15 protein-coding genes are annotated in these 19851 nt (G+C 43.4%); 5 read left to right on the top strand and 10 right to left on the bottom strand.

The features are described 5' to 3' along the window. Positions 1-796, bottom strand: a 796-nt coding sequence (locus OD355_RS12985) for a serine hydrolase (RefSeq protein ID WP_263038922.1), incomplete at its 3' end; no start/stop codon positions are given. A 123-nt stretch (positions 797-919) separates the two neighbouring features. On the opposite strand from OD355_RS12985, the gene mutL reads away from it, so the two are divergent. The 3 genes from mutL (at position 920) to infC (ending at position 4020) form a co-directional block, all read left to right on the top strand. Then, the gene (mutL, locus tag OD355_RS12980) at positions 920-2791 is read left to right on the top strand and encodes a DNA mismatch repair endonuclease MutL (RefSeq protein WP_263038921.1); all 1872 of its coding nucleotides are present in this window, start codon (positions 920-922) and stop codon (positions 2789-2791) included. Positions 2792-2962: 171 nt separating this feature from the next. After that, positions 2963-3280 (top strand): thioredoxin, encoded by a 318-nt coding sequence (trxA, locus tag OD355_RS12975; protein WP_263038920.1) that lies wholly within the window; start codon positions 2963-2965, stop codon positions 3278-3280. 140 nt (positions 3281-3420) lie between these two features. Beyond that, positions 3421-4020, top strand: a complete 600-nt coding sequence (gene infC, locus OD355_RS12970; RefSeq protein ID WP_263038919.1) for a translation initiation factor IF-3 — start codon at positions 3421-3423, stop codon at positions 4018-4020. 437 nt (positions 4021-4457) lie between these two features. Here the strand turns inward: infC and OD355_RS12965 are convergent, their stop codons facing one another. From OD355_RS12965 to OD355_RS12955, 3 genes are read right to left on the bottom strand one after another with little or no spacing between them, the layout of a single operon-like run. Then, on the bottom strand, positions 4458-5219 hold the full coding sequence (locus OD355_RS12965) for a succinate dehydrogenase/fumarate reductase iron-sulfur subunit (protein WP_263038918.1): 762 nt from the start codon (positions 5217-5219) through the stop codon (positions 4458-4460). A 46-nt stretch (positions 5220-5265) separates the two neighbouring features. Further along, the gene (locus OD355_RS12960) at positions 5266-7242 is read right to left on the bottom strand and encodes a fumarate reductase/succinate dehydrogenase flavoprotein subunit (RefSeq protein ID WP_263038917.1); all 1977 of its coding nucleotides are present in this window, start codon (positions 7240-7242) and stop codon (positions 5266-5268) included. A gap of 52 nt (positions 7243-7294) precedes the next feature. After that, entirely contained in the window at positions 7295-7966 is a 672-nt protein-coding gene (locus OD355_RS12955; RefSeq protein ID WP_263038916.1) for a succinate dehydrogenase cytochrome b subunit, read from the bottom strand. A gap of 515 nt (positions 7967-8481) precedes the next feature. Between OD355_RS12955 and OD355_RS12950 the strand changes: the two genes are divergently transcribed. Both OD355_RS12950 and OD355_RS12945 read left to right on the top strand, forming a co-directional pair. After that, positions 8482-10887 (top strand): TonB-dependent receptor, encoded by a 2406-nt coding sequence (locus OD355_RS12950; protein ID WP_263038915.1) that lies wholly within the window; start codon positions 8482-8484, stop codon positions 10885-10887. A gap of 436 nt (positions 10888-11323) precedes the next feature. Beyond that, positions 11324-12052: a hypothetical protein gene (locus tag OD355_RS12945; RefSeq protein WP_263038914.1), complete on the top strand. Its 729-nt coding sequence runs from the start codon at positions 11324-11326 to the stop codon at positions 12050-12052. A 439-nt stretch (positions 12053-12491) separates the two neighbouring features. Here OD355_RS12945 and glgP read toward each other — a convergent pair whose 3' ends face one another. The 6 genes from glgP to OD355_RS12915 all read right to left on the bottom strand — a co-directional run bounded on the left by glgP (position 12492) and on the right by OD355_RS12915 (position 19581). After that, positions 12492-14144, bottom strand: a complete 1653-nt coding sequence (gene glgP / locus OD355_RS12940; RefSeq protein WP_263038913.1) for an alpha-glucan family phosphorylase — start codon at positions 14142-14144, stop codon at positions 12492-12494. 130 nt (positions 14145-14274) lie between these two features. Continuing rightward, on the bottom strand, positions 14275-15000 hold the full coding sequence (locus OD355_RS12935) for a phosphatase PAP2 family protein (RefSeq protein WP_263038912.1): 726 nt from the start codon (positions 14998-15000) through the stop codon (positions 14275-14277). Continuing rightward, positions 14990-16006: a N(4)-(beta-N-acetylglucosaminyl)-L-asparaginase gene (locus OD355_RS12930; protein ID WP_263038911.1), complete on the bottom strand. Its 1017-nt coding sequence runs from the start codon at positions 16004-16006 to the stop codon at positions 14990-14992. Before OD355_RS12930 ends, OD355_RS12935 begins: the two co-directional genes overlap by 11 nt. 1 nt (position 16007) lies before the next feature. Further along, a complete protein-coding gene (locus OD355_RS12925; protein ID WP_263038910.1) occupies positions 16008-17174 on the bottom strand; it encodes a TlpA disulfide reductase family protein in 1167 nt (388 codons plus the stop codon). A gap of 48 nt (positions 17175-17222) precedes the next feature. Continuing rightward, entirely contained in the window at positions 17223-18506 is a 1284-nt protein-coding gene (locus tag OD355_RS12920) for a radical SAM protein (RefSeq protein ID WP_263038909.1), read from the bottom strand. 43 nt (positions 18507-18549) lie between these two features. Beyond that, entirely contained in the window at positions 18550-19581 is a 1032-nt protein-coding gene (locus OD355_RS12915) for a dipeptide epimerase (RefSeq protein ID WP_263038908.1), read from the bottom strand. Positions 19582-19851 lie beyond the last annotated feature (270 nt).

Here is a 19851-nt window from a genome sequence, read left to right as displayed (position 1 = left end):
ACTGGTCCTTGAGATTCTTGGTGTATATGGCAAAAACATAGTCCCCATGCGGTGCATTTACCATCACTACTTCAGAGCGCGCAGCATTTACAGACCCTGTTTTAGAAGCTGTTTTAATGTAAGGCGGTATGCGGCTCGGAGAGCGGTGATCCAGGTACATATTGCCCAAAACCCTGTACATCTCTTCGCTTGCAGCCTCGCTTACAGCTTTTCCTCCACGTATCTGTATGAACAGGTTAGCCATATCGCGCGGCGAAGTCTGCCCCCATCCGTACACTTCCCTGTCCTGCTCCCTTCCGGGCGTCCTTGAATTTACGCGCATCTTAGTGTAGCCGTTATTCACCAGCCATTGATTTATTTGTGTGCCTGTGCCTGCCAGTTGCTGCAGCCAGAGGCTTGCACTGTTATCGCTCATAGAAATGCTAAGCATCTGTACCGCACTCAAAGCCACATGTGCGCTGTCTTTCAGGGATGCTATTATGCCTTCATCTCCCTGGTACAATTGCATGTCTTTCCTGTAGATAAGGTTTTGGTTGTATTGCAGCGCACCATTTTCAATCTTATCAAACACTGCCACCATAATGGGCACTTTGATAGTGCTGGCCGTAGGAAATACCGTATCTGCATTGTAGGCAACTTCTTTCCCGCTTTTTAAATGCTTAACATAAATGCCCACATCGCCATTGAAATCTTTTACAAGTGCATGTATCTTACGTGCAAGCTTTTTATCTGTCTTTTGTGCATGCACATTTGTTGCGAGAAACAATAAAAAGAAAAAAAAGAATACTTTTTGCATGAGCAGGAAATTTGGATATTGATTAAAAATTAAGCAGCAATAAAAGTATCATTTTCTGTTAACAAAACTATCAAATTTATTTTTCCATTAATTCTTATATTCGCCCGAATAAAAGATTCTTTAGTGGACGTCATTCAATTATTACCAGACAATATTGCTAACCAGATCGCTGCAGGTGAAGTGATCCAAAGGCCTGCCTCTGCGCTGAAAGAGCTGCTTGAAAACGCAGTGGATGCCGGCGCCACGCGTATAAAAGTATTTATCACCGATGCGGGAAAAAATACATTGCAGGTAATAGATAACGGCAAAGGAATGAGCGAAACCGATGCGCGTATGGCCTTTGAAAGGCACGCCACCAGCAAAATCCGCAAGATAGACGACCTGTTTCACGTGCGTACCATGGGCTTCCGCGGCGAAGCGCTGGCATCCATTGCCGCTGTGGCACAGGTAGAAATAAAAACCAAAAGGGCTGAGGATGAGCTGGGCACATTTATAGAAATCGAAAACAGTGTGGTAAAAAAACAGGAGCCCTGCGTATGTGAGAACGGCACCAACATCTGCATGAAAAATCTTTTCTTCAATGTGCCGGCCAGAAGGAATTTTTTAAAAAGCAATGCATCGGAAACCAAGCACATTATAGAGGAATTTATCCGTGTGGCTATGGCTTTTCCATCCATATTTTTTTCGCTGCATAACAACGGGCAGGAAGTGTTTCACCTGGAAGCAGGCACACTCAAACAGCGTGTTGTACAGATACTGGGCAATAATGTAAACCAGCACCTGGTGAATGTAAAAGAGGAAACAGACTACATGAATATTTACGGCTTCATCGGCAAGCCTGAAGCCTCGCGCAAGACCCGCGGCGAACAATATTTTTTTGTCAACAACCGGTTTATCCGCAGCGCTTACCTGAACCATGCGGTGAGCAGCGCTTTTGCAGAACTGCTGCCTAAAGAAAATTTCCCACTGTATACTTTGTTCATAGAGCTTGATCCTGCACAGGTAGATATAAACGTGCACCCCACCAAACAGGAAATAAAGTTTGAAGATGAAAAGATCATTTATGCTTTCGTGCAGGCTGCGGTAAAACATGCATTGGCGCAGGCCAGCATTGCTCCTTCCATTGATTTTTCGCTGGATGCCAACATCCAACAACTGGAATCAGTGAACCTGCCGTTTACAGATGAAAAGAAAGAGTCAGCCGAATCTTCATCGCTCTTTAAAACCTTCACAGAAAAAAACCAGGCGCACTTTATAGATCCTTCCCTGCAATCTGAATTATCGCACTGGCGAGACTTCTATGAATCTTCCAAAGCTGATAAAACCGCCGGCAATGATGGGCTGGTGCCCACATTATCCGCCGGTGACCTATCCTCCTACAACCTGTTGCACCAGTACGAAAATAAAGACGATAAAATATTGTTGGCCGGCGGCAAGTGTATGCAGTTGCTGAACACCTACATCATTGCACCTACGAACAGTGGCTTTGTGCTCATTCACCAGCAAATAGCGCATGAAAGGATTTTGTATGAGAAGTTCGGGCAGATGATGCACCGGCAAAAGAGCGCCACTCAGCAAATGCTGATACCCACTACGGTGGAGCTTTCTGTTGCAGACAGCATCCTGCTGGAAGACCTGCTGCCCGAGCTGGAAATGATCGGCTATAAAATTGAAAGCTTTGGCAAGGATACTTTCGTTATACAGGGCGTGCCGGCAGACTTAACCATGAACAATGAAACGCATGCCATTGAACTTCTGCTGGAACAGTTTAAACATTTCAGCAGCGATATACGTTTCAGCAAAAGAGAGAAAGTAGTGCGGTGCCTGGCGCGCCAGCAATCTATTAAAGCAGGCAGGAAACTCGATGTTGAAGAGATGCAATTGCTGGTGCAGGAACTGTTTGCGTGCAATACACCAAATGTTTCGCCAAGCGGCAATAACCCTACCTATATTGATTATAAAGAAGATGCGCTGGCAAGGTTATTTGGTAAATAAAAAAGATATTTGTAACTTAGAGTGCCATCATGACTGTAAAACATATGAATATCAATCGATTTTATGCCATTATTTCCTTAAAAACCAAACTACATATTTGGAACTATTTTTGATAATGTACTATTTAATTGAGCTGATGCTCATTATTAATAACTTAAAACAAACTTAATTATGGCTTTAGAATTTACTGATGCTAACTTCCAGGAAGAAGTTTTGAATAACGATACTTTAACCGTTGTAGACTTTTGGGCAGAATGGTGCGGCCCCTGCCGTGCAATAGGGCCCGTTATTGAAGAACTTGCTAAAGATTATGAGGGCCAGGTAAAAATAGGCAAACTCAATGTAGACCAGAATTCAAACGTAAGTATTGAATACGGCATTACTTCCATCCCCGCTATTTTATTCATTAAAAACGGAGAGGTAGTAGACAAGCAAATTGGCGCTGTGCCTAAATCAGTCCTGGAAAATAAAATTAAAGCCCACCTATAAATAATCAAAAAAAGTCAGAAGAAAAACTTTTGACTTTTTTATTTGGCCTCCACAAAATTTTATTTTGATAATTGAAACGGTTGTATATTTGCAAGTAAATTATTAAAAATTTAAAAGATTTTTTCACAAAAAACCCCTGAATGGCATTACAAAGAAGAAACAATAATCCGCGTTTCAACAGGCAACAGGAACCGGAACATCGTATCAACGATAGAATAAGAGTACCTGAAGTGAGATTGGTTGGAGATAACGTTGAGACAGGTATTTACTCCATAGGAAAAGCAAGAGAGATTGCTGAAGGCTTAGGCCTTGATCTTGTAGAAATATCCCCGAATGCCGCGCCACCCGTTTGCAGAATTGTGGAATACAAAAAATTTCTTTACGAGAAAAAACGTAAAGAAAAAGAAATGAAAGCCAATGCCAAGCAAAGCGAGGTAAAAGAGGTGCGCTTCACTCCCGGCACAGATGACCATGATTTTGATTTCAAAGCAAAACATGCTATAAAGTTTTTACAAGATGGCAATAAAGTAAAGGCCTATGTACAGTTCAAGGGCCGCGCCATCATGTTTAAAGACAGGGGCGAATTGCTGCTATTAAAATTCGCAGAAAAGCTCAGCGAATACGGCGCTCTGGAAGGCATGCCTAAAATGGAGGGCAAGAGAATGCTGGTAATGTTTGCACCTAAGACAAGCAAAAAATCCGCCAGTAAAGAAAAGGAAAAAGAAAAAGAAGCTAAATAAGCTTTTCACCAAAGATATTAATGCCCCGATAATATTAACTTCCGGGGCTTTTTTATATCTATCAGCAAATACACCAGCATAAGTTTTACAACTGTCTTAGTGCACCTGCCAAATCAACGGAGCAAGTTTATATAAAATCACCATCTGTGACAGTTGTATCGTTGGCCTTACCTAAAAGATATATCGCAACCTGCAATAAGTTTCTGTCTGTAGTACCTGCCTGAGCAATAAGGCAGGTTAGTTATTTTTCATAATGCCGGCTAAAACTCAGATTACAGATATGCGCAGGTGCATAGACAAGCAAAAAATATCATCAGACAATTATGCTGAAATTAAATGGAGCATACCCTAATTTATAAAGCAGGCAATTGTGGTAGCGCTATTAAAAAATAAGAGGCTGCCGTAAGACAACCTCTACCATTATTTAAAATTACTTATTATTCTGAAGTCAATACCGCTCTCAGGTATTCTTTATTCAGCCTGGATATATTATCAAAGCGGATGCCTTTAGGGCAGGCGGCCTCGCAGGCTCCTGTAGAAGTACAGGCTCCGAAGCCTTCCTTATCCATTTGAGCCACCATGTTTACCACGCGTTGCTTTCTTTCAGGATCGCCCTGCGGCAACAAGGCAAGTTGTGTAATTTTAGCGCTGGTAAACAGCAATGCAGAACTGTTTTTACAAGCTGCAACGCAGGCGCCGCAGGCGATACAGGCTGCTGCTGCAAAAGATTCGTCGGCATCTTTCTTAGGAACCGGGATGCTGTTGGCATCCTGTGCGTTGCCGGTATTTACAGAAATATATCCGCCGGCCTGCACGATCCTGTCAAGCGGCGTTCTGTCAACTACCAGGTCTTTAATCACCGGGAAAGCGTTGGCACGCCAGGGCTCAACCACAATGGTATCTCCATTGTTGTAAGCGCGCATGTGAAGCTGGCAAACGGTATTTCTTTCCCAAGGGCCGTGCGGTTTACCGTTTACAACCATTGAGCACATACCACAAATACCTTCGCGGCAATCATGATCAAATGCGATAGGGTCTGCACCCTGTGCGATCAACCGTTCATTTAAAATATCGAACATTTCAAGGAATGAGGTTTCTGAAGAAATATTCTCAACTTTATATTCTTTAAATTCACCCTTTGCGTTCTTGTTGGCCTGGCGCCAAACTTTCAGGGTTAAATTCATATTGTAATGTTCCATAATTATTGTAGTAATTTGCTTGTTCGCTAATTATTTTTCTGATGTGTTATTTATAAATTCGCTGGGTTGGTTTAATTACATCGTAATTCAACGGTTCCTTGTGCATAGTCCAGTTTTCATTGCCTGTGTATTCCCATACAGATACATACATGTATTCATCATCGTGCCTCATAGCCTCTCCTTCTGCTGTCTGGTGTTCTTCACGGAAGTGGCCGCCGCAGCTTTCGTTCCTGTCTAAAGCATCCATGCACATCAGTTCTGCCAGCTCCATAAAGTCTGCTACCCTGCCTGCTTTGTCCAGCTCGGGATTAAATTCTTTAATATTGCCCGGTATTCTTACGTTTGCCCAGAATTCTTTTCTCAGTTCCCTGATCTCTGTGATAGCTTCCTGCAGGTTTTGTGCATTACGTGCCATACCGCATTTATTCCACATGATCTTGCCTAGACGTTTATGAAAGCTTTCAACAGATTCCTGTCCTTTTACGCTCATCAGCCTTTTGATCCTGCCAGCCACTTCTTTCTCTGCTTCCACAAATGCCGGGTGATCTGTTGAGATAGGTTTGTTGTAGATCTCATCTGCCAGGTTATTGCCCAAAGTATAAGGAATTACGAAATAGCCGTCTGCCAGGCCCTGCATCAGCGCAGAAGCACCTAAACGGTTTGCGCCATGGTCGCTGAAATTTGCTTCGCCGAGGCAGTAAAGCCCGTCCACCGTGGTTTTTAATTCATAGTCTACCCAAAGGCCGCCCATGGTATAGTGTACGGCAGGATAAATGCGCATGGGCACTTCGTAAGGGTTTTCCCCGGTGATCTTCTCATACATGTCGAAAAGGTTACCGTATTTTGCTTCCACCACTTTCACGCCCAGCGCTCTTTGTTTTTCTGGTGAAGGGTTTTCATCGCCGAGTTTGCTGCATTCAATTTTACCATAACGCATAAAAGCATCTGCAAAATCAAGGTACACCGCCTGCTTGGAAGAGCCTACGCCGTAGCCGGCATCGCATCTTTCCTTGGCCGCTCTTGAAGCCACGTCGCGCGGCACCAGGTTACCAAATGCAGGGTATCTTCTTTCAAGGTAATAATCTCTTTCATCTTCAGGTATCTCGCTTGCTTTGCGGTTGTCTCCTGCTTTTTTAGGCACCCATATTCTGCCGTCGTTTCTCAGGGATTCAGACATGAGCGTAAGCTTAGACTGGTGGTCTCCTGAAACAGGAATACAGGTAGGGTGAATCTGTGTCATACACGGATTGCCGAAATAAGCGCCTTTTTTATGGGCCCTCCAGATAGCGGTAGCATTGCTGCCCATTGCGTTGGTGGAGAGGTAAAACACGTTGCCATAACCTCCCGTGCAGAGTAATACTGCATGGCCAAAGTGGCGCTCCAATTCGCCTGTGATCAGATCCCTGGCTATGATGCCTCTTGTTTTGCCATCAATGTTTACTATATCCAGCATTTCATGGCGGTCATACATTTTTACTGTACCTAAAGCCACCTGGCGCTCCAATGCCTGGTAAGCGCCTACGAGCAACTGCTGGCCGGTTTGCCCTGCTGCGTAGAATGTACGCTGTACCTGTGTTCCGCCGAAAGAGCGGTTGTCAAGAAGCCCGCCATATTCACGTGCAAACGGCACACCCTGAGCCACACACTGGTCAATAATATTGCCGCTCACTTCTGCCAGACGGTAAACGTTGGCTTCTCTTGCGCGGTAGTCGCCTCCTTTAATAGTATCGTAGAAAAGACGGAAAACAGAATCACCGTCGTTTTGATAGTTCTTTGCAGCATTAATACCGCCCTGTGCCGCAATAGAGTGCGCGCGGCGCGGTGAATCCTGGAAACAGAAAGCTTTTACTTTATACCCCAGCTCGCCCAATGCAGCAGCAGCGCTTGCTCCGGCAAGGCCGGTGCCCACAACGATCACTTCCATTTTTCGCTTGTTTGCCGGGTTTACCAATTTACAATGGCTCTTGTAATAAGACCATTTCTTTTCTAATTCGCCTACTGGTATTTTTGCATCTAAAGACATAACTTAATAATTTCTGATGATAAATTTCAATTACTTGTTTGTTGTATTAATTCTATACCCAGCCAAAATAAAAGCTGATAGGCATTAAAGCGAATACTAAAGGTATAATAATGGAGTAAGCAATACCAATCGCGTTTAATATTTTTAAATACCTTTTATTGTGTACGCCCAGTGAACGGAATGCACTCGTAAAGCCGTGAAGCAAATGAAATGCCAGCACAATACAGCTGATCACATACAACACCACTATCCACAGGTTACTGAAAACATGCCTCATCTCTTCAAACAAAGGAATTTCGCCATCAAGGTGCAACCAGCCCTGGGCGCTCCTGTTGGGTACCCAGAAATGTGCCAGGTGCACTACGAGGAACATGAAGATAAGTATACCCAGAATGCCCATGCTGCGGCTGTACCAGGTACTTCCCCTGTTGCCGTAATTAACGGCATAGCCCACTTTGCGTTTGCTTCTGTTGTCTATTTCCAGCATAATGCCCTGGATAATGTGCAATAAAATAAACAACATCAAACCCACCTCAAGAATACGCACGATGATGGTGCCGCCCATAAAGTGAGCGCCTGCTTCAAACATTTCACCATTGTCGTTTGCCCATATGGTAGCATTCAGACCGGCATGCACAATCAAAAATAAAATCAGGAAAATGCCGGTGCCTCCCATTACTATTTTTTTACCTACAGATGAGAGAAAAAATTGCTTGAAAGTCATAACTAAGGTATTGAATTTAAGAATTGTTAAGAGTTGCAAAGGTAGGGAGTTTAAGCCTACACTACAATTTAATGACAATGATTTTTGTCATGTTATCCCGGTTGAAAGGATGTTTTGCAATTATGTGCGCATAAATGCCTGAAAAAGAATATTTGAGCATCATTGGGTATACTGTTTAATTGCTTGGCGGGCTCCGCGAGTTCTCTAAATTAACCTGTAAATAAAATATAGGAAAAAAAACCTGCCTCCATAAAAAATTTCCCGATTATGAAAATGCATCAAGTTGTTTTGCTCCACTTTTGCACGAAAGTTTAAAAACCTAAGATCATATTAAAAATAATTTTTTTATTCAGCAGCTTGAAATTTTCGTTCCCGGATATTTTACAGAAACTGAATGATGACACCTAATTCCGGGAAGGCAACCACAAAAGACAAATCGTAAAAAAACAGCTCAAACAACATTAAACAAAGAATAAATCAAAACCAGGCATTATACAACTACAAATCATAAAAAAATGTACATAAGAACAATAAGTATTTTCATTTGCTTTATAATTTCCAGCCATGCTTTTTCCCAGGGCATTTCTTTAAAAGGAATAGTATTGAACCAAAAGTCAGAACCCGTTGCAGATGCAAGTATTGCATTACAAAAGACACGTTATGGAACAAATACCGGCAAAGACGGCAGCTACCAGTTAGCACAGGTACCGGAGGGAGATTATACATTAATAGTTTCGGCCATAGGCTTTAAAGACTTCAAAAAAAACATTGTTGTAAAAAATTCTTCCGTAACCATACAGGACGTTGTATTGGAAGAAGATATACGCTCGCTGAAGGACGTGACCGTAATGAGTTTAAGAAATAAATATTTGAATGATAAAGTAAGCAGTACCCTCAGGCTAACAACACCTTTATTAGAAGTGCCGCAGAATATACAGATTATTTCTTCTCAGATTATGGCAGATCAACAGGTGTTTGATATTGTTGATGGCGTAACCCGTAACATAAGCGGCGCTACACGGGTGGGGCATTGGGACAATCAATATGCCAATATTCGTATGCGCGGATCAAAAATACCCGCATTCAGAAATGGAATGAATATAGAAGCATCTTGGGGACCAACTGCGGAAGACGCATCAATGATTGAAAGGATTGAGTTTGTAAAAGGCCCTGCAGGCTTTATGCTGGCTAATGGTGAACCGGGCGGTTTTTATAATGTGGTGACAAAAAAGCCCACAGGCCTCACCAAGGGATCTGCCAGCATAAATATAGGCAGCTTCAGCACTTATCGCGGCGCACTTGACCTTGATGGCAAATTAAGCAGGGACGGCCGTTTATTGTACAGGTTCAATCTTGCCGGCCAACAAAAAGATTTCTTTACAAAGTATAACTACAGCAATCGTTATGCAATTACTCCTGTGCTCAGCTACCTCATTGATGAGTCAACCACATTGACGCTTGAATATACTTACCAGGGTTCCACGTATCTCTCTAACGGCAACTATTCTTTCTCGCCTAAACAATTTGCCGATCCGGGCATAAGCAATGATTTTACCTACGCCGATCCTTCTTTCCCGCCCAGCAAAATAAAAGATCATAGCGTGTATGCTTATTTAGATCATAAGTTTAATGATCAATGGAAAGCACATGCTCAATTGGCTTACTTTAATTTTAATATGATTGCTAACAGTACCTGGCTTGATTATATGAAGGCAAATGGGGATATGCCAAGATATTGGAGCATTTCAGATGAAGCAGGAGAAAACCGCTTTGCACAATTCCATTTTAGCGGAGAAGAAAAAACGGGTAGTTTGCGCCATCGTCTTTTAACCGGCGCTGACTTTGGGAATAAAAAATTCTGGGGCGATTTTAGAACGCTACTGGATTCCATTCCTGCAAAACCTTTGAATGTTTATAATCCTGTGTATGGCCTTCCCGGCGATATATTCCCTGCCATAGACCGCTCAAAAGATGTAAGGGTACGGGCAGGCGGCAGCAATTACGTTTCGGTGCTTTCCTATGCCTCGGTTTATGCGCAGGATGAACTGGCATTTCTTGATGACAGGCTACGGTTATCGCTTGGGCTGCGCTTTACTTATTCAGCAACCGTGGGCAAAACCAATGCCGCCGGCATAAAAGACCAGGTGCTTTCCCCAAGAGCTGGAATAAGCTACTCAATTGATGATAACACAAGTATTTACGCATTGTACGATCAGTCTTATGTGCCGGTATCCGGAACTAACTGGGAGGGCGAACCTTTTAAACCTATAAAAGGAAATAATATGGAAGCAGGTATAAAAAGGAATTGGTTCGCAGGCCGGTGGGCATCCACCTTAAGCGCCTATATCATTACGCGTAAAAACGCTTTGGTGGCAGACCCCGACCCGTCACACGTTGTAAACGGGCAAACTTTCCAGGTGCAGCTGGGTGAAACTAAAACCAAAGGAATAGAGCTTGATATTGTCGGTGAAATATTCAATGGAATGAATATAAATGCTAACTACGCTTTAACCGATTCACGCATATCCGCATCCACAGATGAAAAGACAATCGGCAATGTAACGCCAAACACTGCAAAACATACAGCAAATGCATGGTTGAACTATCGTATACAAAGAGGATTTCTGGAAGGGTTTGGATTAATGGGAGGCATATCTGCATTAATAGACAGGCATATAGAAACAACCAAACATCCTAATTTTCCCAATTATTTCCGGGCCGACGGAGGCCTAAGCTATCAAAGAGGGAAATATGCCATTTCTTTTATCGTAAATAATTTGCTTAATGACCAGACTTTAATGACTTCAGGATCCGTGCGTAATCCTTCCAAAGCATTAAGTGCAAAAGGAGCCGTACCGTATTATACATATATTTTAGAAGCAAGGAGAAATATGAGGATAGGAATTACCTATTCGTTCTGATAGAAATTTTTTTACCAATTTAAAATTAATCCTCATGAAATAAACATGCCGCCTAAGCGAGAACCGAATAAGTATGAAACCAAAAAAGATCCCGGCACCTACCGGGGCGACTAAAAAACAAATAAATATACACACATCAAATAGCCACAAGCAAACTTTTATACCAACCGCGGATAAATAAAGGCTATTCTATGTGACAACTGAAAAACAAATAAATATATACACATGAAATAGCCATAAGCAAAGTTGCATACCAACCGTTGATGAATAAAGGCTATTCCATGTGACCATTAAAAACAGCCGCAAAGCGGCGAACTAAAAAATATACACATGAAATAACCATAAAGATTAGGAATCTATACCAACCGGGAATGATAATAAAGATGAAGGTTTTGGTTATTCCGTGTGGCAAACAGAAAAAATTAATTATACACACATGAAAACAGTACTTACAACAATAATTTTGTTGGCTGCCACACAAACCCTGTGGGCACATGCACTCTGGCTTGAAACAAAACCTGCGGGACAAAAAAATCAGCCGCACGCCGTAAATGTATATTTCGCCGAACCTGACGATGCGTACGAGCTTACCGACAGTAAAGCATGGAATAACGTTAAGAATTTTGACTTGTACCTTATTACACCCAAAAACGAGAAGATAAAACTACATGTAGTAAAGCAAAAAGACCGCTATACTGCCGCCTTTACTCCCGGCCAGGACGGCCGCTATTTCGTTGTGCTGGAAAACCGGAAGATAGGTGTGATAGCTCATAATCCGGACAAGCCTTATGCGCTTTTCTTCTACGCTGCTTCTGTTGTTGATGTCGGCCACACTTCCACACCTGTGTTATGTAATCACTTGCATAACACAGCGCCTATGCGTATAATACCAACGCACAACCATAAAGACAGCGCCAGCTTATGGGTTCAAAACCTGCAGGATCATAAAAGCAACCTTACTATTTTCGGGCCCTCGGGCAAAATAGCTGAATTCAAGGATATCAGCTCCGGAGAGCTTAGCTTTAAAACTGCCGGGGCGGGACAATATAAAATTGAGGCCATTACTATCGACAAAACGCCGGGCACGCTTCAGGGTAAGGCTTATAAAAATACTTATCATATCTCAACAACGATGATGGAAATACCCGCTGAACAAAAGCGATGAATATAGCTGGATAAACTTTAGAGCAAATAAGGCACTTAGTACAAATAAATAACCTTTGAATAATCAGTTATGCCTTACTCCAAAAAGCAGCAAATCCTTACGTTTTAAAAATAAAGAAGCGAACAAAACATCAGTATCGAGGATCAGATAAAACATGGCATGGATGGTAAAGATTGGTTAATTAAAACGGCGGCCTCAGCAAGGAGCCATTAGACCGCAGGGAATAAGGAAATAAAACCAATTTATCTGTTGCGCGATGAATTGTTTGGCGTCCTTGCACTTTTCTGTATCAGGAAAGCATCATACGCTCTTTAAAGAAAAGAGGCTGTCTCAAAAGTACGAGGCAGCCTCTATTTATTTTGTAAGGGTATGCAGAAAGTTTTTGTTTGCACGATGCTCAACGCTTTCATTTTACTTTTGATACATCCTCTTACTGATTTTATTTATAAAGAATGTCGTAGTATTCTTCAGCCATTCTATCACTATTGAACTGGAAACGTACGTCATCCATACCATTCTTCATGATCTGTCGCCAGGTATCATAATCATCATAGTACAACGGTACGATCTCGTTTTCCAGTATATCGTATAATTTTTCAAAATCGTAACGGTCCTGCTCTTCGGTAGACATGTTTTCATAATCTGCTTTAGGAATTACAAAACCATTGTTACCGTGATTTACAAATTCCGGGATCCAGCCATCATCGGTAGAAAAGTTTACAGCGCCGTTCATGCAGGCCGTCATGCCGCTTGTGCCCGAGGCTTCGCGAGGTACACGTGGATTGTTTAGCCAAAGATCGGCAGCCTGCTTCAGCCTTTTGCTAAGCTCCAGTTCATAGCCCGTTACTACGCTCATGTTGTGGTAATCCTTGCTTGCCACTACCAGCTTATTGAACGTGTCAATAGCCGGCTGATCGAGCGGGTAAGGCTTCCCTGCCCAGATGATCTGCACGGGATGTTTTTTATTTTCCAGTAAATTCCTGAAACGCTGCCTGTCGTTCAGCAAAAAGTCGGCTCTTTTGTAGCCTGCGAATCTTCTTGCCCAAACAATGGTAAAAATATTCGGATCAAAAATATCGCCGGTCTGGTCTGCCACGATTTTAAAAGCTCTTTTCTTCAGGTAGTTTTTCCTGTCGTCGAAACGCTCATCGTCATTGTCTTCTTTGGCTTTGTACAATTGTTTGTCTGACCAGTATTTATAATCCTGTGCATTGGTAATAGCTTTGATCTCGCAAATGCCTTCATATTTTCCCCACATTTCATTGGATACCCTGCCATGTAACTGTGACACTCCATTGGCTATATGTGCCATTCTTAAAGCGCAAAGCGAATGGTTAAACTGATCGTCCTGGATGCCGGAGATCCTTCTCACTTCATCCATCGCGAGGCCGGAGAAATAAGACATTTGATAGCACATGTTGAAGTCATGCTTTTCATTACCTGCCTCTTCGGGTGTATGCGTAGTAAATACCAGCTTCTCTTTTACTTTATCCAGGCTTTTGTATTTCTGCAATAAATAGAATGCAGCCGGCAGGCCATGTGCTTCGTTGAGGTGGTAAATATCTCTTTCAAAATTCAGTTCATCCAGCAGCCTTGCACCACCCTTGCCCAACAAAATGTACTGGGCTATTTTGGTAGCTGCGTTGCCATCGTAGAGCCTGTGGGAAATGGTTTTTGATACGAAATCATTCTCAGGCACATCTGTACTTAAAAAGAACATGGGAGCAGACTTAAAAGTCTCGGGGTTCAGGTACCACACTTTTACCCAAACCGGCGCATCGTGAATATCTATCTGGAATTTAATGCCTGTATCTTCGAGGAAGTTGTACATTTTTTCAGTCCAGGTAACCTGCAATGTCTGGTCCATGTTCCTGGCCTGATCGTAATAACCGTATTTCCATAGAATGCCGATGCCAACTAAGTCCTGCGACAAAGAATAGGCGCTGCGCATATGAGAACCGGCTAAAAATCCCAAGCCGCCACTGTATATTTTTAATGCCTGGTCAATGGCAAACTCCATAGAAAAATAAGCCACTTTCCTGGAATATTTATCGTTGATGGTATAAGGCATTTTAAAGTTCCTGAAATCCATGATTATATCTGTTTTTAAATTAATTTTTTTAAACGCGGTGCGAAGGTATTGTAATTTTATTTATTACTGAAACCTGCACTTAACTTATTCACATACGTTTGCAGCAGCGCTTTGACAATAATCCGGAGTATTATTTTATTGTAAAAACTATGCTGAACTGTGGAGGCGGGTTGGTAATATACGTGAGCTGATCCTTATCTTTTTTATGGGGAAATATCTTACCACCCGGATTGAGAAAATAAACCACAGTACCTGCCAGCATACCAATGCCTGCGCCTGTCAATACATCTGAAATATAATGCCTGTTGTTGGCCATTCTCAAACAGCCTGTACCTACAGCAAAAGCATACCCGCTTAATGCATAAGGCAGGCTCGTACTACGGTATTCATGAAATAAGAGCGAGGCATTGGTAAACGCAATGGCGGTGTGGCCTGACGGAAAAGATTTCCTGTCGCTGCCATCGGGGCGAAGCTCTCCGAAAGCGTTTTTCATGAGCAATACTGCTCCTCCGGACAAGACATTTGCAGCCGCCACATTGGTAGCTTTTGCAAAGATATTATTGGCCGAATGCAAGCCGAATAAATCTCCGGAAAGCAGTTGTGCCGCCGGTATCGCCGGCAGGTAATCATCAAGGTGTGTACGAAAGTCTGCGCCCGCGCCCTGTCTCACCATACGCATGACATCATATTTTACATCGCTGTAATGCAGCGCCAGTCCTGAACCTATCAGTACTGCCGGCATAATCCATGATGTGCCTGCCTTCTGGTGTTGTACGGGAGTTTGCTGCTGTGCGTATACCGGCGATGCCAATAAGCCGGGTATAAAAAATAAAACAGCAATCAGCCTATAGCGCATACTTCGCATCTATCAGCCGGTTGTTGGTGTCACTTGAGCAGACAGCATACTGAAAGCCTTTCTGAACGCAATAAGCGCCATGCAACCCGGCTTTGTTCAACGCAATAAATGCTACCTGCATATCTCTGGCTTTAGGCCCGTTGCGTTTGATGATGCGCTGTATGGCAAGCCTACAGGCATTTTCAGGAGTATACCCCTGCCGCATAAACTCTACCACCAGGTGTGAACCTGCAATCTTAATTACTTCTTCGCCGAGGCCGGTAGCTACGCAGGCGCCTGCTTCATTATCTACAAATAATCCTGCACCGATCAGCGGAGAGTCTCCCAAACGGCCGCGCATTTTAAAAGCCATGCCGCTGGTAGTACAGCTTCCGCTGAGGTTGCCTTTTTTATCTATTGCCAGCATGCCTATGGTATCGTGGTTCCAGCTGCCGTCAGAAAGCTTATTGGGAGCAAAGGCAGACAAGCCTTTTGTTCTTTCCACATTTACCTGGGGCTTGTATTCCGAGGTTTTCAGCCATTCGCTGTAAGCCTTTGCTGCATCTTTGGAAAGCGCCTGCGGCTCTAAAGGAAAGCCTTCACTCAGGGCAAACTGCTGGGCGCCCTGCCCTACCAGAAATACATGGGGTGTTTTTTCCATTACCCTGCGGGCTACGGAAATAGGATGCTTTATTCTCTCTAAAAAAGCTACTGCACCACAGTTGCCGTGCTCATCCATAATGGAGGCATCGAGCGTTACAAAGCCGTCACGGTCGGGGTTGCCTGCAAGGCCCACACAACAGCCGGTCTCATTTTCCGTAACCATTACACCCTGCTCTACTGCATCCAGGGCGCGTCCGCCATTGCGCAATACTTTCCATGCACCTTTGTTGGCGTTGATGCCTGCATCCCAGGTAGAGATCACCAGGGGTAAGTTCTTTTTATTGGCAGCTGCCTGTACGCTATTGGCCAGCAGGCTGCCTATTGACAGCGATCCGGCCTGTAAAAATCTTCTGCGGGTAAACATATTATTTTATAACCTCTGCTAATTTTTTATGTAATTCTTCACCTCTCAGGTCTGTAGCTATGATCTTTCCCGAAGGATCTAACAGGAAATTGGCAGGAATACCGTTAACGCCGTATTTTTTTGCAGAAGCGCTGTTCCAGTATTGCAGATCACTCACATGGTAAGGCCAGTCGAGCTTATCATCCTTAATAGCTTTGATCCAACTGGGCTTATTCCTGTCAAGAGATACGGAATATATAGTAAAGTTTTTGTCTTTGAATTTATGATAAGCTTCTACTACATTGGGATTCTCAGCGCGGCAGGGACCACACCAGCTTGCCCAGAAATCAATGAGCACATACTTTCCTTTTAAGGAAGAAAGACGGATCTCGTTAACACCTGCAGTATCTTTTTCTGATATTTCAGGCGCCATTTTGCCCGGCGCCGTTGCCAGCTTTTTATCAACGGCATCCCTCAATCGTGCGGTAAGATCGTACTGTACCGGCCGGGCTTCTATCAGCTTCAGCAACTCGTTGGCAGTATCTATATCGATTGACGACATTTTCATGGAAAGCAGTACTGGAGCCACGTACGAGCTTCTGTTGGCCCGGATGACGTCTGCCGCAACCTTAGCATTGTCTTTATCCATTTTTCTATATTCCTCTTCATACATTTTCAGAGCAACAGTATCTTTGGCATTGTGAGCTGCCACATATTTTTTCTCGAATTCAGTCTCCCAACCCGGGTTGCCGCCGAAAAGTTTTGAATTATATTGGCTGTAAATATCATTTTCCTGGGTACCGGAAACTATCAGGCCTGGCTCAGACGCTTTGCCAGCAACCTTGATCCTGCCTCTTTCCAGTATCAGTATTGTTCGTGCCTGGTCTTCGCCGTTCCTTACTACCAAGGTAGCTGTAGATGGTGCGGATATGGTATCTTTAAAAGAAAAGCTGCCATTTAAAACTTCTGTAGAATCTATATGCTGCTCACCGCCTACTCTTCTTACAAGATAGACTTTAGCTTTATCAGCGCCCTGAATATTTCCTTCAATTACAAAACCGGGGTTTACTTTTTGAACAGCTACCGTATTCTTTGGTGCAATTTTTTTCTTTGGAGTAACGGGTTTTTTTTGTGCATATGCAGTAACCGAAGATAATATAGCGGCTGCAATGAGAAATGTTTTGGTCATCTTTAGTTATTTGTATGATTTAAAGCCTAAAAATACAGGTAAATTTAATTAATGCGCAAAATCCAGTTCATAATTTCCCCTGATCCTTTCAATGGGCGGGTTGTAATAACCGAACTTTATTTGCGGGAATTCTTCATGAATAGCTTCCATCAGGTTCTTTATGCCCATGAAAGGCTGCGTTTCGGCAACGCCCATGAGGCCAAGATACCAGTCTGGATCTATATTGAAATTACGCCATTGTATCATGTTAATATCCGTATCGGCGATAAGCTTGCGTAAGGCGTCATATTCTGCTTCCGTATCGGTCATGCCGGGGAAAACAAAATAGTTGATGCTGGCCCATCCACCGTAAGACCTTACTACTTTCAGGCTTTCAACAATATCTTCAAACTCATAATTATTGGGCCGGTAGTAAGCAGTGTAAATATGTTCCTGGGCAGAATTGAGGCTTACGCGTATGCTGTTTAAACCCGCATCGCACAACACTTTTACGGCATCGGGCTTTGATCCGTTGGTATTGATATTGATGCTGCCGTTGGCCGTATGCCTGCGCATTTCAATGATTGAGTCGCGGATAGCTTCCCACATCAGCAGAGGTTCTCCTTCGCAGCCCTGCCCGAAGCTTACAACCGGGTAAGGCGCCTGCAACAAATGCGGTACGGTAAACTCTGCCACTTCTGCTACCAGCGGCTTAAAGGTAAGCCTGTCCTGCGTTGCAATGATGGTTTCTTCTTCCGGCTGAAAAGAAATACAACCTATACAATTAGCGTTGCAGGCCGGAGACATGGGTACCGGGCACTCCCATCTTCCCAGGGAAAGGTTGCGGGCAGCCGGGCAATGGTATGTGTTGCAGCAATTTTCCATGAGGTGTTTTACCAGCCTGTTGTCAGGATAGTGTTTTAGTAAATCCAGCGATCGCTGCTGAATTTTCTCTTCGTCGTAACCGGCGCATTCCTGGCGGATATCGCGCTCTATGCGCATAGCACATACATAAAATTTACCTTCCCTAAATCCTGCAGCAGTATAGCAGAATAAAGGCAGTGTAGGCGCATTATCTTCTGTAGTTTCGTACGCAGCCAGGTACAAGCCTGTGTGAGCAGGCGGAATGAAAGCTGCTACAGCCCAGCCTTTATCGCAAAGCCGCATTTCTCCTGTGTTTACATCAATACCGATGCCCCTTCTGCCGGGCAGCTCATACAGGTTGCCGCCTTCAGGAAGTTCTATCCAGTCGCCTTCTTCTACAGGTACAGCATCCCAACCCGCTCTGCCGACCGCATAGAGGGAAGTATCTTCAAAAATATTGCCATTACCGTCTGAGTATAATATGTACATACGAGTTGACTTATACTGACTGTGATCAGTGAGAAATTTTGTTTTAATTAAAAAATTTATTGTTATTTATCTCAATGCCCAAACCGGCGACCGGCATCAATGATGCAAACCCATTATTAAATTCCAGGCCGGACGCAATATCGTCTGCAAGCAGCAAAGGGCCATCCATATCAACAAAATCCAGCTGGGGAAGCAGGTTGGCAATGGCTGCAGTACCTACAGATGTTTCATTCATGCTGCCTGCCATTATCTTTAAACCTAATGCACGCGCTTCTTTGATCATGCGCAATGCAGGCGTTAACCCGCTGCATTTGGTAAGTTTTATATTAATGCCGTGAAAATGGCCTGCGCATTTCCTTACATCGCTTTCGAAAACACAGCTCTCATCGGCAAACAACGGCAGCTCAGATTTTTCATACAATATTTTCATTCCCTCCCAATTATCTTTTGCAAGCGGCTGTTCTACCAGCTCCACGCCCAACTGTTTTAACTGGGGTATATTCTGCAATGCCTCATCTAATTCCCAGCCGGCATTTACATCTACCCTGAAGACAGCATTGGTGTAAGCCCGTAGCGCGCGTATGATCTCCACATCCTCCGCTGTGCCTAATTTTATTTTATAAACAGGCTGCGGATTGTCTCTCATTTTTTCAATCATTTTTTCAATGGAATCAATGCCGATGGTGTAATCTGTCTGTGGTATGTTGTCCCATTTGGTACCGAATAATTCATACAAAGGTTTGCCGTTCATCTTGGCGAACAGGTCCCATGCAGCCATATCTAATGCACATACCAGGAAAGGGTTTTGAGGGAACAGGTGATGCAGGTAATGCCAGTAGCGTTCCGGTTCGGTGAGTGCAAATTTCTCCACCATTTTTTTCCTGGCATGCAGGTCGGCTATCATTTGCTCTACGGTAATGTTGTAGTAAGCTATTGCCGGCGCTTCTCCCCATCCTGTGAACGGTCCTATACTCAGGCTTACGATCAACGCAGGCTGATGCGTTTTGGTTCTGCCTCCTGAAATAGTAAAAGGATATTTAAACGGCGTACTGACTGAATGGTAAAATAATTGCATTTTATTGGCGATAAGCTGCAAAGATAGTGGATAATTGAGTGTGGTGAATGGTGCGTAATGGTGAGAAGTAAAAAAGTAAAAGTGAGAAGTATTCAGCGGCCAGCGGTCGGTTTAATACCTCATTTGTCAATTGTCAATTAATACATAAACAACTGCACAACTAAACAAGCCCACAACTTACGAATACCCAACTCCATGATATTCCACTAAACGCTTCGCTTTCCGCTGCCCATTTCCATTGTCAATTGTCAATTACGCTCTCCTCTTTCC

The organism is Haoranjiania flava (assembly GCF_025631005.1).
Classification (GTDB): domain Bacteria; phylum Bacteroidota; class Bacteroidia; order Chitinophagales; family Chitinophagaceae; genus Haoranjiania; species Haoranjiania flava.
The sequence above is the reverse complement of the archived record's forward strand: the minus strand, read 5'-3'. Positions and strand labels throughout refer to the sequence as shown.